Source organism: Sphingomonas bisphenolicum (genome assembly GCF_024349785.1).
GTDB classification, from domain to species: domain Bacteria; phylum Pseudomonadota; class Alphaproteobacteria; order Sphingomonadales; family Sphingomonadaceae; genus Sphingobium; species Sphingobium bisphenolicum.
Genome location: NZ_AP018818.1, coordinates 586602 through 600899, shown reverse-complemented (window position 1 = coordinate 600899; position 14298 = coordinate 586602). Strand labels below are relative to the sequence as shown.

Sequence of the window (14298 nt, the reverse complement as noted above, 5' to 3'; positions counted from 1 at the left end):
CGAAAGGGTTTCTGCACGGTTGATCTAAACTCACAAATCGGGCACCATTGGGGCAGTGAGATCGCGCGCGCCGGCCAAAAGGATGCGCGCCTCTCAAATATGGTTGTTGAAAAAGGATGAGAGGATGCGGATACCGCCCCTTACGGCGCTACGTGCCTTCGAGTGCGCCGGGCGAAAGCTCAGTTTCACGCTCGCGGCCACCGAGCTTGGCGTTACCCCAGGCGCGGTTAGCCGGCAGATCAGGGTGCTTGAGGATTTTCTCTCGCTTCAGCTTTTCCATCGCGCGAACCGGGAAGTCAGCCTGACCCAGGAGGGCACGGAATATCTTGTGAAAATCACCGACGCTTTCGCTCTTATCAAGTCGGCAACCGAGCAACTCATGGCAGTACCCGAGGGTGCGCCGTTGCGGGTGTCGACTTCATCGACCTTCACGCTTCGCTGGCTCATGCCGCGCATGCACTCTTTCTATTCCCAGCATCCAGGGAACAATTTACAGCTCACGATGAACCTGACGGCTGTCGATTTTCAGCGCGATGATCTCGACGCAACGATAAAGCTTGGGCACGAGGATACTCCGCAATCGGTCGTGCGTCATCTTTTCGAAGCCGATCTTGTTCCAGTTTGCAGCCCGAAATTGTTGCGGCAAGGCATTCCACTAAATCAGATTATCGATCTGGCGCGCCATACTTTGCTCCATTCGACCGCGCGTCCATCAAACTGGGCTCGCTGGCTCAGGGAGGCTGGCATGCCGGATCTTGTTGGCGCCAGCATTATGCAATTCGAGAGCTCCAGCCTCGCCTATCAGGCGGCAACGGATGGCGTTGGAATCGCAATGGCACAGTTGCCGCTGATCCTCGACGACCTGGAAGCTGGCACACTGGTAATGCCGTTCCCGATCTCCACGCCGGATGATTGCAGCTACAACCTCATCTGGCCGGACAGAACCCCACGCAATCCCAGCTTCAAGCCATTTCGCGACTGGATGCTGGAAGAGGCTAGAAAGACCCATCTACGCATGGATGCATTGAAAGAGGAAATCGCTCGTCGGCGCGCCGAATGGGGCATTCCTGCCGTCGCGTGACCTCAGGTCAACTCCCAAGCAAAAATCTCGCTTGAATTGACAGCCTGACTGCACAGAACAACGCTGTAAGTTTAGATTGGATGTGCGTGCCTATGGCGCGCATGCCTGTTGTTCGAAGGAGAGATGTCGATGTCGATTGCTGGCAAGGTCGCCTTGGTGACTGGTGGTGGCCGGGGGCTTGGTCGCGAGCACGCCCTTGCGCTGGCAGCCGCAGGCGCGAAGGTCGTGGTGAACGACCTGGGTGGGTCCAATACGGGCGAGGGTGGAGATGCAGGACCGGCCCAGTCCGTGGTAGCCGAGATCGAGGAATTGGGAGGAATAGCTATTGCCGACACGCGCAGCGTCGCCGACTGGGCGGGTGCGCATGCGATGGTCGATGGCGCGATCGCTGCTTTTGGTGACATTGACATCCTCGTCAATAATGCCGGCATCAGCCGCATTTCAGTCTTCGGCGAGATGTCCGAACAGGATTGGGATCTTTCCGCGGCCGTCAATTTCAAGGGCGTAACGGCGACGATGAACGCGGCAGCCGCACATTGGCGCAAGACTGGACCCAAGAAGGGTCGCGCCATCATCAACACTGCGTCTCCTGCCGGCCTGCATCCGATGCCTCCGATCAATATCTACAGCGCGACCAAGGCAGCCGTCGCGGCTCTCACCATTTCCGCAGCCCTGGAACTGGCGCCGCTGGGCGTCAGGGCGAATGCCATCGCGCCCATGGCGCGCACCCGCATGCTGGAAGGGGCGCCGCCCGAAATGATCGAGATGATGGCACCGCGCGAAGGGTTCGACCCCAACTCCCCCGAGCATGTGTCGCAGGTGGTGCTGTTCCTCGCGAGCCCCAACTGCCCGTTCACGGGCAGGGTATTTGGCACATGGGGCGACGATCTCTACCTGTTCAACGAATGGAGCGCTGCCCATCACGCCAGCAATGGCGGTCAGAAGTGGACGGTCGATGCTCTTGAGAAGGCCAGTGCTGAACTGCCCAGGCAGGATCACCGCTGGACGTTGTTCCCTGGCGGCCGTTTTGAGGCTGATATGCCTTCGGCCGATGTGCTGAATGCGTTGGCGAACCTTTGACTCGCAGTTGTCCAGATAGCTTGATCCTCGGAGTGATCAGCTGATGAAAAACATATTGGAGAGAGCAAATGAGCGCCGTTGAAATACCGACTGCGCCGCGCAAGCCGGGCGACGGCGTCCGCCTGTTCGGCTTTACGGTTGGCCATGTGAATATGCCGGTCGCCTTTTTTCTTGATGGGGAACCCGGCGAGATACGGGCGCCGGTCACCGCATTTCTGATCGACCATCCCAAGGGACTCGTGCTGTTCGATACGGGGCTTGGATCGCGGTTTATTCGGCCCAAAGGAACCCAGCCTGAGAGCTTCATCGATCTGGAGCAGGGGGACACGATCGACGAGAGACTGAAGGCGATCGGCGTTGATCCGGGTGAAGTCAGATGGATCATCGTTTCGCACCTTCACACCGATCATGCGGGTGGTAATGCCTATTTCCCCAATGCGACCATCGTCGTTCAGGAAAGCGAATATGATCACGCTTTCCACAATGTCGCGGAAGATCCGATCTACGAAATCAGCGAATATGACCTCGGCCAGCCTTACCTGAAGATCCGGGGAGAACATGACCTGTTCGGGGACGGCACGATCGTCATTTTCCCGACGCTCGGCCATACGCCCGGTCATCAGTCCGCGAAGATCAAGACCGATGGCGGCGACATTGTACTAACGGGGGATTGCTGTAGCCTCAAACGCTCGCTCGATGAGTTCCGTCTGCCGGGCCATTGCCATAATGCCGATCAGTTCATGGATTCGCTCAAGATGCTCTCGTCGCTTGAGCGCAAGGGCGCGCGGGTATTCCCGAGCCACGACCCGGACTTCTGGGCCACTATTCCCAAGTCCGTCCCGATCGGCTGAGCTGCCAAGGTTGGTCCGGCGGCTTTCGGTATGCCGCTGGACCATCCCACCGATCTCAACCGGCTTTGCTGTCCTTTATCGATTGTTCGATGGCCCGGAAACGGGCCGAAATAGGGGCAGTGCCTTCCGGATGTGTCCAGATGTAGAGCGTGCCGGCCAGCATCGCGCTGACCGCGATCTCGCCGGCATCGTCGGCGTCCATCCACGGGATCGTGACATTCTCAAAACCTTCGGCGTCTTCGAGCCGCATGCTCTTGAGCTGGCCGTCCAGGTCCTGGGGCCTGTTCCGATCGCTCTCGTGGATATTGGATCGTACCGGACCCGGCAGGAAGACGCTGACGCTCGTCTTGCCGCCCGCCTGCGCCATCTCCGCTGCCAGCGTCTCGGACATGGCGACCACGGCATATTTGGTTGCCGCATAGCCGCCGATAGTCGGTCCAGTGAACATGCCGCTGATCGAGGATGTGTTGAGGATGTAGCTCGGTTCGGGGTTTGCCCAGAGCAACGGCAGGAACGCGTCCAGGCCGTTGATCACGCTCCAGAGATTCGTATCGATGATCCACGCCCAGTCGGCCCTCGTCATGTCCGCCATGCGCGCCACAGGACCGATGCCGGCATTGTTGATGAGGATGTCGAGGCGTCCAAAGCGCGCTTTGATCGCTTCCGCAACCTCGCGGAGCCCGTCGGCATCGGTCACGTCGGTTCGAAATGCCGTGCCGTTCATCTCGGCCGCCGCGTCGTCCAGAGCCTTCTGATTGCGGCCGATGAGCACGACATGGCAACCGCGCGCCGCGAGCCGATGCGCGATTCCCAGTCCGATGCCGGACGAACCTCCCGTGACGACCGCGACTTTGCCCAGTAATTCTGCGCCCAGTAATTCTGTGCCCATTAGCTCCGCTCCTTATTGCCTGTCGCGCAAGGATAGCGTGCCGGATCGATCGCGCGAGCGAGCTTTGGGCCGCTCGCTTGAGTTCAGATCAACGCGGCTCTCCAAAAGTCGGTTGACGAAAAAGGGAGGGAATGATGACGCTTTGTCCAGGCCTTGTCGACAAACGCATGGGCAATCAACAACATTGGCCGACAGGCCAGGGAGCGGACGATATGATCAATCCTGGGTGGACCATCTCGCGATCGACGTTAGGTGCCTACGATCCATCCTGTTTCGCTCTGGTCGATCAGGGGGAAGTCGACATCGGGCCGGGCGAGGTGCTGGTCGAATCGTTGCTGCTCTCGCTCGATCCCACGCATCTCAATTGGGCCAAGCTCGACCCGGCGCTCCAATATATGCCTGTCCGCGAGGGGGATTTGATGCTCGGCAACGGGATCGGCGTCGTCCGCCGCTCTCGAGCCGACGGCTATGAACCGGGGCAGGTGATCACCGGCTTGTGGCGGTGGGCGCGCTATTGCGCGGTCGACGCCCGATATATCCGTCCGGCGCTTGCCGAGGCGGAAATGCCTTATCCTGAACAGATGACGATCCTCTCGCATGTGGGTCGCGCAGCGGCGGGGGGACTGCTCGCCGTGGGGAAGGCCCAGCCGGGCGATGCGGTTCTGGTGTCGGCGGCGGCAGGCGCCACGGGCGCGATCGCAGCGCAGCTTGCCAAGAATATGGGCTGCCGCACGATCGGCATTGCCGGGGGGGCGGCCAAATGCCGTTACCTTGTCGAGGATCTCGGGCTGGATGGCGCCATCGACTATAAGGAAGAAGATCTGGACGAAGCGCTCGGCCGGCATTTTCCCGAGGGTATCGACCTCTTCTTCGACAATGTGGGCGGGCTGACGCTGGATGCGGCGCTCCTTCACATGGCGCATCGGTGCCGTATCGTCATGTGCGGAGCGATCTCGCAATATGACGCGAGCGGCGGTCAGCAGGAGCGCGGCATCCGAAACCTGCCGATGCTCATTTTCCGTGAAGCGAGCATGCTTGGCTATGTGGCCGGTGATTTTGACGGGCAGGGGGCTGACCTCGATGCGCGGCTGCTTGACCTTTATCGTCAGAAAAGTCTGAAGGTCCAGACGCATGTCGTTCCATTTGCGGACATACCCCAGGCGCTCAATCTGCTGCTGAGCGGCAAGAATGCCGGCAAGCTGATGGCGCGCCTTTGAGATCGAACGCCCCCATACCGCTTCCTGCAAGCGGGCAGAATGAATGGACGAGAAGCAATGACTGACTTTGACTATATCGTGGTGGGGTCCGGCTCGGGCGGCGGTGTCGTCGCGTCTAGGCTTTCGGAAGACCCCGCAAATTCGGTTCTCGTCCTGGAAGCCGGAGGATCGGACTGGAATTTCGTGTTCCATATGGGGATCGGCTTCTACCGGAACCGGCCCGCCAATCTGAACTGGGGTTTCAAGTCGCAGCCCGAGCCGCATCTCGACAACCGGAGCATTGACCTGCCGCAGGGGCATTTGCTGGGCGGTTCGTCCTCGATCAACGGCAAGGTCTATTCGCGCGGCAATCCCATCGATTATGACGAATGGCGTCAGATGGGGTGCGAAGGCTGGTCCTATGAAGAGGTGTTGCCCTATTTCAAGCGCGCGGAAGGCAGCTGGCGGCCAGGCAGCCGCTATCATGGCGTGAACGGGCCTTTGAAGACGACTCGGGTCGCCCCGCGCGGAATGCTTTCAGAGCCGTTGGTGGAGGCCGCACGAAGCCTTGGCTACCCCATCGTCAATGACCTCGACGCAGAGCCGTTCGAAGGCATTTCGCCGAGTTCCGACATCACGGTCGATCAACGCGGTCGGCGATCGAGCACCGCGCGGACCTATTTGCGGCCTGCGATGCGTCGACCGAACCTCAAGGTGGAACTGCACGCCAAGGCGACGCGTATCCTTGTCGAAAACGGGAAGGCCGTTGGCATAGAGTTCATGCAGCGCGGCAAGCTCCGGCAGGTGAGGGCACGCAAAGAGATCATTCTCTCGGCAGGCGTCTACAATACTCCTCGTTTGCTGCTGCTTTCGGGTATCGGCAATGCAGACGAGCTCGCGCCCCTTGGGATTGCGCCCATCCTCAATCTGCCTGGCGTCGGCACTAACATAGCCGATCACGCGGCGACCATGATGGAAAATCTCACCAAGGAGCCGATCACTCCGCTTGGGCAGTTGCGGATCGACAAAGTGGCAATGAACTTCCTGCAATGGGCGCTTCTGGGCAAAGGACCATTCGCTACCCAGCCCCTCAGCGGACAAGGTCTCATCAAGACCCAGCCATCGTTGGACCGACCCGACGTCCAGGTCTTCTTCAATCCACTGCGCCGCGACGCGCAGATTTATGTTCCCGGTATTAGCCGTCGCCAGGAGCATCGCATTGAAGCAGGGATCGTGCTCCTGCGCCCCTACAGCCGCGGTACGCTTAAGCTCGGGTCTTCAGACCCAGCGGAGGCGCCGAAGATTCAGCTCAATCTGCTCTCGGATCAACGTGATCTCGATACGTTCATTCGCGCCCTGAGGCAGGTTCGCAAGATTTATCACGCCGAGCCGCTCAGCAGCCTTATCAAACAGGAAGTCTCTCCCGGTTTGGACGCGCAAAGCGATGAGGAATTGACGGCATATCTGCGCCGGGCGCTGTACACGGTGCGGCATCCCGTCGGGAGCTGCCGGATGGGCAATGACGAGATGTCGGTCGTCGACAGCCAGCTGCGTGTTCGCGGCATAGCCGGCCTGCGCATTGCCGACGCATCGATCATGCCCGCAATTCCGGGCGGTAACACGAACGCGCCGGCGATCATGATCGGTGAAAAGGCCGCCGACATGATATTGGGCAAGCCGCCGCTCCGACCGGCTATTGATTGACTTAAAATCAACGATTGCGAAAATTTGGCGCTGCCGGGCGCCAAGTCTTTCCGATAGATTGCAAAAGCGCCCTGTCCGGCTCGCATGGCAAGGCATGGTGGCGCAAGGTAGCACAGGAGGGGATGCGTTTGATGCGCGTGGACGAATGGCTGACCGATGATGGCTCCGCTGGAATATCGTCGGCGCTCCTCTCCCGCGTGATTGAAGGCTCCCCGGATCGTCGTGCCTTCATGCAGGCGAAAGGTCGCCTGGTGCGCAATGCCGCATCTTGCGGCGGTTCGCGCGCGGGGCAAGGCGACGCGAATGGAGGCGAGCCGGTCGGGCTATGGCGGCGCTCGCGCGTTGCCGGCATCTGACCGGCCGGATTGAAGAGGATGCAGCGCTGAGCCTTCCGGGGTTTTGCCTGCCGAAAAGGAAGAAGGACCAAGGAGAATATGGTGCAAGTCTGGCAGGAGCGACTGGATCATTTCAAGGAGATGATCCGCGAGGATATCGCGAAGGGCCTTTATTATGGTGCCTCGGTTCGTGTCGGCCGCGGCGGCGAACTCGTCTTCAACGAGACGATCGGGCATAGCGACGCTGCCGGTGAGAAACCGATAAGCCAGGACGCGGTTTTCTCCATCTTCTCGATGACCAAGGCGTTCACCAACATTCTGACGCTGCGCGCCATCGAGATGGGCCGCTTCGCCCTGACCACGAAGGTATCGGACATCATCCCCGAGTTCGCCGGCCCGCCGCGCGACCAGGCGACATTCTTCCACCTGCTGACCCACACCGCCGGATGGCCGGGGCTTTGGGAAGTCCGTCCGGGTGCGCTCCAGGATCAGCTCGACGAAGTCATTGCGGATATCTGCACCTATGTCAGCGGGATGACGGAGCCTGGCCAGCGCTGCAACTATCAGCCTCTCGTCAATCATGCGCTGATGGGCGAAGCCATTCGTCGCACCGATCCCAAGAAGCGTTCGCTGCGGGACATATATCGCGAGGATCTGTTCGAGCCCCTCAAGATGCACAACACCGCCATGGGTGTCCGCAAGGACCTTCAGCCGCGCCATATCATTCCCGACATGCGCGGCACTCTGCCTATCACTTCGCCCGGTCATACCAACAAGGGCGACTACGGCATCTTCGAGGAAGAGTTCGCCGAGATGCCCCATGTCGGTTGCGTGGCGACCGCTGACGATATGTGGCGCTTTGCCGAGATGCTTCGCCGCGGCGGCGAGCTTGACGGGGCCCGGATCGTCGCGCCCCGCACTATCGAGCTCGCGACCCAGTGCTGGACGGGCGATATGGAGAATGAACTCTATCGCTGGCTCGCGCTCTCAATGGGCTGGAAGGCTTATCCGGCCTATTTGGGATTGGGCTTCTCGCTGAAGGGGCGCACTCTCAATTACAGCCAATATGGCACGCTGACTTCCGAGGGGACGTTCGGCAATAATGGTGCCGGCAGCTCGATCTTTTGGGTTGATCCGGTTGCGGATGCTACTTTCGTCTGCCTCACCGCCGGTGTCATGCATGAGGGGCATAACATCCTCCGGTTCCAACGCTATTCCGATGCCGTCGCTTCGGCGATGCTGTAAGATGGCTAGGCTTTCCTACGACTATGCTGGAACCGTCACGCTTGTGACCGGTGGCGCGTCCGGTATCGGACGCGCCATATCCGGGGCTTTCGCAGCCGCTGGCAGCATGGTTGCCATTGCGGACATCAACCTTGAGGCGGCGAATGCCGCCGCCAGGGAGATTCAGGCGGCTGGTGGTCTGGCGCGCGCTTATCATGTCGATGTCGGCGACGAGACGTCAGTCTCCCGCCTTATCGAAACGATATGGGGCGAGCTCGGTAGGCTCGACAACGCGATCAACAATGCCGGTATCGAGGCGAATACCGTGCCGTTGGCGGAGCTCGACAGCGCCAACTGGCGCAGAGTCACCGACGTCAACCTGAGTGCGATCTTCTATTGCATGAAGGCGCAGCTGCGCAGTTTTCTCGACCGGGGTGTCACGGGCGCCATCGTCAATACGGCCTCGGTCTCAGGCCTTATGGGCGGCTATAATTTGTCAGCCTATACCGCGACCAAGCATGGTGTGGTCGGTCTCACCAAAGCGGCCTCGATGGACTACGCGGCCAAGGGCATCCGGATCAACGCGCTATGCCCGGGGCTCGTCGACACGCCCTTCATCAGCGCTCTGCCTCAACCTTTCATCGACCGGCTCGTGTTCGCCATCCCGATGGGACGTCCGGGCAAGGCGGAGGAGATGGCCAAGGCGGTGCTTTGGCTCTGTTCCGATGACGCAAGCTATGTGACCGGTCATAGCATGGTCGTCGATGGCGGCACGTCGCTCGGCGGCACCGGGACACGAATGGACGACCTTTCGAGGCCAGCGGGCGCAAATTAAGATTTTTTGGAGTGGATTGAACAATGTCTGCAGCTCAACTGATGGATATTCCCGAAGTTTCGCCGCTCGCGAGCCGGGAGGAATATGCGGCCGCTCGTCAGAAGAGCTGGGTGGGCAGGAGCCCGCGCGGCTTTGAGGTGCTCACTCATGATCAGGGTTGGGAGATCATGAGCAGCAAGGAGTTCGACATAGGCGGCGGTTTCGGCGTAGTCCTTGATGCTGTCGGCCTCACCTCGGGTCCCTATCGCGAGGAATGGAACAAGCAGATCGTCTGCAACGAAGGTGATCAGCGCACCAAAATGCGTCAGCCTTACATGCGACTGCTTAAGCCTCAGCAGGTTGCGAAGCTACAGGGGGACGTTCGCGCCATCATCAATGGGATTTTGGACGACATCGAGGATCCAACGGACGTCGATTTCATGTCCCAGATCGCGTGGCGTCTGCCTACGCAGCTCTATTGCGACCTGATTTCGGCGCCGCGTGAAATGGCGCCATGGATCGGCCGCGTGACCGAGTCCATCAATCCGCCACTTCTCACGCTCGACAAAGATCGCCTTCCCGAGTCCGAGGCCGCCTATTGGGAGGGCCTGGAATTCCTCGAAAAACATATCGATGAAAAGCGCGCGCACTTGGGCGACGATTTTACCTCCGAACTGATCCGGTGCGAACTGGAGGGGCTCATCTCTCATGATGAGGTCAAGACCGTCGCCATGTCGCTCCTCATCGCCAGCATGGACAATACGCTTCACCAGCTCGGCCTGACCTTCGGCACATTGCTGGAGGACCGTAGCCGCTGGGAACAGGTGCTCGCCAAGCCGACGGCCGCTCCGCAAGCTGCGGAAGAAACCTATCGGCTTTGTCCGCGCTTCGGCGTCATTGCGCGTCACGCATCGAAGGACATCGAGGTGAATGGCTTCACCGTCCCGGCGGACAGCTGGATCTGGATTTCGACCCGCTCAGGTGGTCGGGACGAAACCAAGTTCGAGGATCCGGACAATTTCAGGATGGGCCGCCCGGCTTCGCGCGCACTCATGTTCGGGTCGAGCCATTACAGCTGCCTGGGCGCCACGCTCGCGCGGCTCGAAATTACCGAGACGATGAAGATCATCGCCGAACGTTTCCCGAACATCCACCTCAAGGGGGATTGGCGCAAGGTTGAGGGGTCGCTCGTAACCGAGGTCGAGCATCTGAGCGTATCTTTGGTCTGATATTGACTGGCTTCACCTGCGCCGCCCGGCAACGGTGAAGCCAAACCTACCATTCCCACAGGAGTAGAAATTTGAGCGCGATCATCGTCACCACGCGCGAGGGTGAAGAGCATGAGCTTGAGGCACAGGTCGGCATGAGCGTCATGGAAGTCATCCGGGACGCCGGCCTTGATGAACTTCTGGCTCTTTGCGGCGGCTGCTGTTCCTGCGCCACCTGTCATATCTATGTCGAGGATGGGCTGCTCGACGCTCTCTCCGAAGTCACCGCCGACGAGAATGACCTTCTGGATAGCTCCGATCATCGCAACGACAGATCGCGTCTTGCCTGTCAGCTCATCTACTCCGACGCCCTGGCCGGCCTGCGTGTGCAGATCGCGCCGGAGGATTGAGCGGTCATCAGGGACTGGGGCGGTAACAGGCCAACCTTGTCTTTCGGGAACCATTGGCATTTGAATAAAGCGGGGGGCGATATGGCCCGATTTGATGTTCTCATTGTAGGAGCCGGGCATGCCGGTGCCCAACTTGCTGTGGCCCTGCGTCAGCGAAAGTTCGAAGGCACCATCGCGATTGTCGGCGATGAGCCCGAGCCGCCCTATGAGCGGCCGCCGCTTTCGAAAGACTATTTCTCCGGCGACAAGAGCTTCGAGCGTATTCTCATCCGGCCGACGGCATTCTGGCAAGAGCGAAATGTCGAGATGCTCCTTGGTTACCGGGTGGAACGCGTTCTTCCCGACCAGAACCGGGTGGCGCTGAGTGACGGTTCGCTCATCGAATATGGCTCGCTGGTCTGGGCGACAGGCGGATCGCCGCGGAGGCTCAGCTGCCTGGGCCATTATGTTCGCACCCGCGCCGATGTCGACCGGATGAAGGACGAATTGCCGGACGTGCGCAAGGTGGTCGTCGTCGGCGGCGGCTATATCGGTCTCGAGGCTGCGGCCGTGCTGCGGAAGTTCGGGAAAGACGTCACCCTCGTCGAGGCGCTGGACCGTGTTCTCGCGCGCGTTGCCGGCGAGCCACTGTCGCGCTTCTACGAGGCGGAGCATGGAAAACATGGCGTGCATGTCCGCCTCTCGACACAGGTCGAATGCCTGGAAGGCGAGGGTGGTCGCATCAGCGGCGTTCGTCTGGCGACCGGAGAACTGCTCCCCGCAGACATGGTGATCGTGGGCATCGGGATTATCCCCGCGACCGAGGCTCTAGCGGCAGCGGGCGTGGAGGCCGGCAATGGCATTCTGGTCGACGAATTATGCCGCACCAGCGTCTCCGACATTTTCGCCATCGGCGATTGTGCAGCGCATTCCAACCGTTACGCGCAGGGCACCACGATCCGCCTTGAATCGGTTCAGAACGCCAACGACCAGGCCGCGACCGTGGCGAAATACCTCACCGGCGACGGCGAGCCATATGATACCGTCCCCTGGTTCTGGTCAAACCAATATGATCTCAAGCTACAGACTGTCGGTCTGTCGACCGGCTATGACCAGACCGTGTTCCGAGGCGATCCGGCATCGCGGGCCTTTTCGTTGATCTACCTTCGTGACGGGCGTGTCATTGCGCTGGACTGCGTGAACGTCGCCCGTGATTATGTGCAGGGCAAGGCGCTGGTGCAGGGGGCACTTGTCATTTCGGCCGAAAAACTTGCCGATGCCTCGACGCCGCTGAAGGAACTTGCCGCCGCAGCTGTTGCCTGAACGAATTTTGCCGGGGCATGCGGGCCATGCTCCGGCGTTCATGCGCTTAAGGTTGGACCATCGTTGCTGGTTGCGGCGGGCAATGCCCGATCGGAGGCGCTACGAATTTTGTCGAACCGATCGAAAATCGGCTGCGACAGCTGGGGGTGGGTGAAAAGATAAAGCTCGCCGCTCGCGATGCCATCCAGCACGATCTGGCCGATCTCCTCGGGGACTTCCAGGGGATTGGACCATCGAACAGGTCGATGTCGTTCAAATCGATGTCCTTAAGGGCCGCTGCGCCGGCGTCCTTGCGATGGCGCGAGCCTGTCGCGATCGCGGTTTGGGTTGGTCCGGGCAGCAGCACGCTAGCCTTCAGGGCGCTTCCTTCAAGCTCGAGTTCCTGGGCGAGCACCTCGGTCAGCGCGACGACGCCATATTTGGAGACGCAATAGGGACCGAAAGCCGGTCCTGAGAGAAGTCCGGCCTGGGACGAGGTGTTGATGATATGCCCCCCATCCGCATTGCGCTTCATATAGGGAAGGAAAGCGTGGACGCCGTGGATGACGCCCCACAGATTGATGTCGAGCATCCAGCGCCAGTCATTGAGGGTCAGATCCGCGATCATGCCGACCGGGCCTACGCCGGCATTATTGCAGAGAATATGGACTGCCCCATGCCGATCCATGACCTGATCGGCGAGAGCTTGAACCTGATCGAATTGGCTGACGTCCGTCGCGATGCCCTCGACGCCGAGCTGCGCGCTGGTCGCATCGATTGCGCCGGGATCAACATCGGCGATGATCACCCGCGCACCGGCGGATTGCAGTCGTTCGGCAATGCCCCGGCCCATGCCTGATGCGCCGCCAGTGACGACAGCAATCTTGCCATCAAGGTTTTTCATAAGTTCCATCCTCTTCTCGACCTGACGTCGGCTTGAAAGCCTGCTGCGTCGGGACTTGGATGTCGAACGACTATTCAGCGAACGAATTGAGCCTGGGTAAACCGGCTGCGGTCTGTACTCGATTGAGCCTGTCTCAATTGCCCGGAAGATAAGTGGATTGTTTGCAAGGGGCAATCCAGGAGAAAGTCTCGAAGATAATCGTGAGAGTCCGTGACGTGGCCATGCGCTGGTGCTCGTCCCGGTCTTTGGGGAGATGGATTGAAATGCGTATTTCACAATTGGTCACGGCCGGATTTCTTTCGCTTCTCATATCGGCGCAAGTGTGGGCCGGGACCGGAATCTCTTCGGTGTGCGGTGCCTGTCGAGCGGTCAAAATCGCAACCTGTGGCGGCTTTCTCGAAGGCCCTTCCCACGATGCACAGGGGCAGCTGTGGGTGGTGGACGTGACCGGTGGGCGAATCTTACAGATCGCGGATGGCCAGTGCAAGGAACGGGCGAAGACCGGTGGCCATCCCAATGGCTCCCTGGTCACCAAGGATGGAAACCTCCTGATAGCCGATCGAACAGGGCTGGTTTCTTTCGATCCGCGATCCGGTACCCTGTCCAGTCTCGATCTGAGCTTCGGCGGCGAAAAACTGTCGGGCCTCAACGACCTTGCGAAAGACGCGCATGGCGGACTCTATTTTACCGTTCCGGGCATGTCCTCGGCCTTGCGTGCCGATGGACGACTTTTTTATCGGGACCCGCAGGGGCATGTCCAGCTCGTCAGTGACAAATTTTCCTTTCCTAACGGTGTCGCCGTATCGAGCGATGGCGAGACGGTGCTGGTGGCGGATTTTGCGGCGAAGCGCATTGTATCCGTGCCGGCGATTGGCGCGAAGGGGCCCAACCAGCTCGCCTATGTCTTTTCGGCCACGCAAGGCGGTATCGGGCCGGACGGGATGAAAATCGACGCAAAAGGGCGGCTTTTTGCGGCGAACCTGGGAGCCAGGGAAATTCTTGCCTATGATCGGGACGGCACGCAAATCGGGGTAATTGCCCTACCGGAAAAGGCCGGCCCGCTCGTCACCAACGTCGCTGTCAACGATCATGCGCTCTACATCACCGAGGGGGCCAAGGGCGAGGTGTGGAAAGTCGATCTCTTGACGAATTCCGCGCACTAAACCCACCGGGTGCGCCATGGAGCTGAGGCCGACTTTAAGGCGACCAGTGTCACCAGGGCATTGTGCGGAAAAATTGGGCGCGCCGGAGTCATGGGCTTGGTCTGCGTCGGATTTAACGCAGCGCGCTCAAATCGGGATCAGATTGTTGCCGTTGTCTC

At 60.1% G+C, this 14298-nt stretch carries 14 protein-coding genes; 12 read left to right on the top strand and 2 right to left on the bottom strand.

The genetic code is table 11. The features are described 5' to 3' along the window. The first annotated feature begins 124 nt into the window (after positions 1–124). From gcvA to SBA_RS21130, 3 genes are all read left to right on the top strand, one after another. Positions 125–1081, top strand: coding sequence for a transcriptional regulator GcvA (gcvA, locus tag SBA_RS21140; RefSeq protein ID WP_261936892.1), 957 nt, complete (start codon positions 125–127; stop codon positions 1079–1081). A 123-nt stretch (positions 1082–1204) separates the two neighbouring features. Then, complete coding sequence (locus SBA_RS21135; RefSeq protein WP_261936891.1) at positions 1205–2161, top strand: SDR family NAD(P)-dependent oxidoreductase; 957 nt, start codon at positions 1205–1207, stop codon at positions 2159–2161. Between the two features lie 68 nt (positions 2162–2229). Beyond that, positions 2230–3012 (top strand): N-acyl homoserine lactonase family protein, encoded by a 783-nt coding sequence (locus tag SBA_RS21130; protein ID WP_261936890.1) that lies wholly within the window; start codon positions 2230–2232, stop codon positions 3010–3012. Positions 3013–3067: 55 nt separating this feature from the next. Here SBA_RS21130 and SBA_RS21125 read toward each other — a convergent pair whose 3' ends face one another. Continuing rightward, positions 3068–3901, bottom strand: a complete 834-nt coding sequence (locus tag SBA_RS21125; protein ID WP_261936889.1) for an SDR family NAD(P)-dependent oxidoreductase — start codon at positions 3899–3901, stop codon at positions 3068–3070. A gap of 212 nt (positions 3902–4113) precedes the next feature. Between SBA_RS21125 and SBA_RS21120 the strand changes: the two genes are divergently transcribed. The 8 genes from SBA_RS21120 (at position 4114) to SBA_RS21085 (ending at position 12094) form a co-directional block, all read left to right on the top strand. Then, complete coding sequence (locus SBA_RS21120; RefSeq protein ID WP_261936888.1) at positions 4114–5118, top strand: MDR family NADP-dependent oxidoreductase; 1005 nt, start codon at positions 4114–4116, stop codon at positions 5116–5118. 57 nt (positions 5119–5175) lie between these two features. Then, on the top strand, positions 5176–6801 hold the full coding sequence (locus SBA_RS21115) for a GMC family oxidoreductase (protein ID WP_261936887.1): 1626 nt from the start codon (positions 5176–5178) through the stop codon (positions 6799–6801). 122 nt (positions 6802–6923) lie between these two features. Continuing rightward, positions 6924–7157 (top strand): hypothetical protein, encoded by a 234-nt coding sequence (locus SBA_RS21110; RefSeq protein WP_261936886.1) that lies wholly within the window; start codon positions 6924–6926, stop codon positions 7155–7157. 78 nt (positions 7158–7235) lie between these two features. Further along, complete coding sequence (locus tag SBA_RS21105; protein WP_261936885.1) at positions 7236–8381, top strand: serine hydrolase domain-containing protein; 1146 nt, start codon at positions 7236–7238, stop codon at positions 8379–8381. Between the two features lies 1 nt (position 8382). After that, positions 8383–9195, top strand: a complete 813-nt coding sequence (locus SBA_RS21100; RefSeq protein WP_261936884.1) for an SDR family NAD(P)-dependent oxidoreductase — start codon at positions 8383–8385, stop codon at positions 9193–9195. A 41-nt stretch (positions 9196–9236) separates the two neighbouring features. Then, complete coding sequence (locus tag SBA_RS21095) at positions 9237–10403, top strand: cytochrome P450 (RefSeq protein WP_261936883.1); 1167 nt, start codon at positions 9237–9239, stop codon at positions 10401–10403. A 71-nt stretch (positions 10404–10474) separates the two neighbouring features. Beyond that, positions 10475–10792 carry a 2Fe-2S iron-sulfur cluster-binding protein gene (locus tag SBA_RS21090; RefSeq protein WP_261936882.1) on the top strand — a complete coding sequence of 106 codons (318 nt, stop codon included), beginning with the start codon at positions 10475–10477 and terminating at the stop codon, positions 10790–10792. Between the two features lie 81 nt (positions 10793–10873). After that, the gene (locus SBA_RS21085; protein ID WP_261936881.1) at positions 10874–12094 is read left to right on the top strand and encodes an NAD(P)/FAD-dependent oxidoreductase; all 1221 of its coding nucleotides are present in this window, start codon (positions 10874–10876) and stop codon (positions 12092–12094) included. A 46-nt stretch (positions 12095–12140) separates the two neighbouring features. Here SBA_RS21085 and SBA_RS21080 read toward each other — a convergent pair whose 3' ends face one another. After that, on the bottom strand, positions 12141–13151 hold the full coding sequence (locus tag SBA_RS21080) for an SDR family NAD(P)-dependent oxidoreductase (RefSeq protein ID WP_261936880.1): 1011 nt from the start codon (positions 13149–13151) through the stop codon (positions 12141–12143). Positions 13152–13240: 89 nt separating this feature from the next. Here SBA_RS21080 and SBA_RS21075 point away from each other — a divergent pair, with 89 nt between their 5' ends. After that, on the top strand, positions 13241–14140 hold the full coding sequence (locus tag SBA_RS21075; protein WP_261936879.1) for an SMP-30/gluconolactonase/LRE family protein: 900 nt from the start codon (positions 13241–13243) through the stop codon (positions 14138–14140). Positions 14141–14298: the final 158 nt, after the last annotated feature.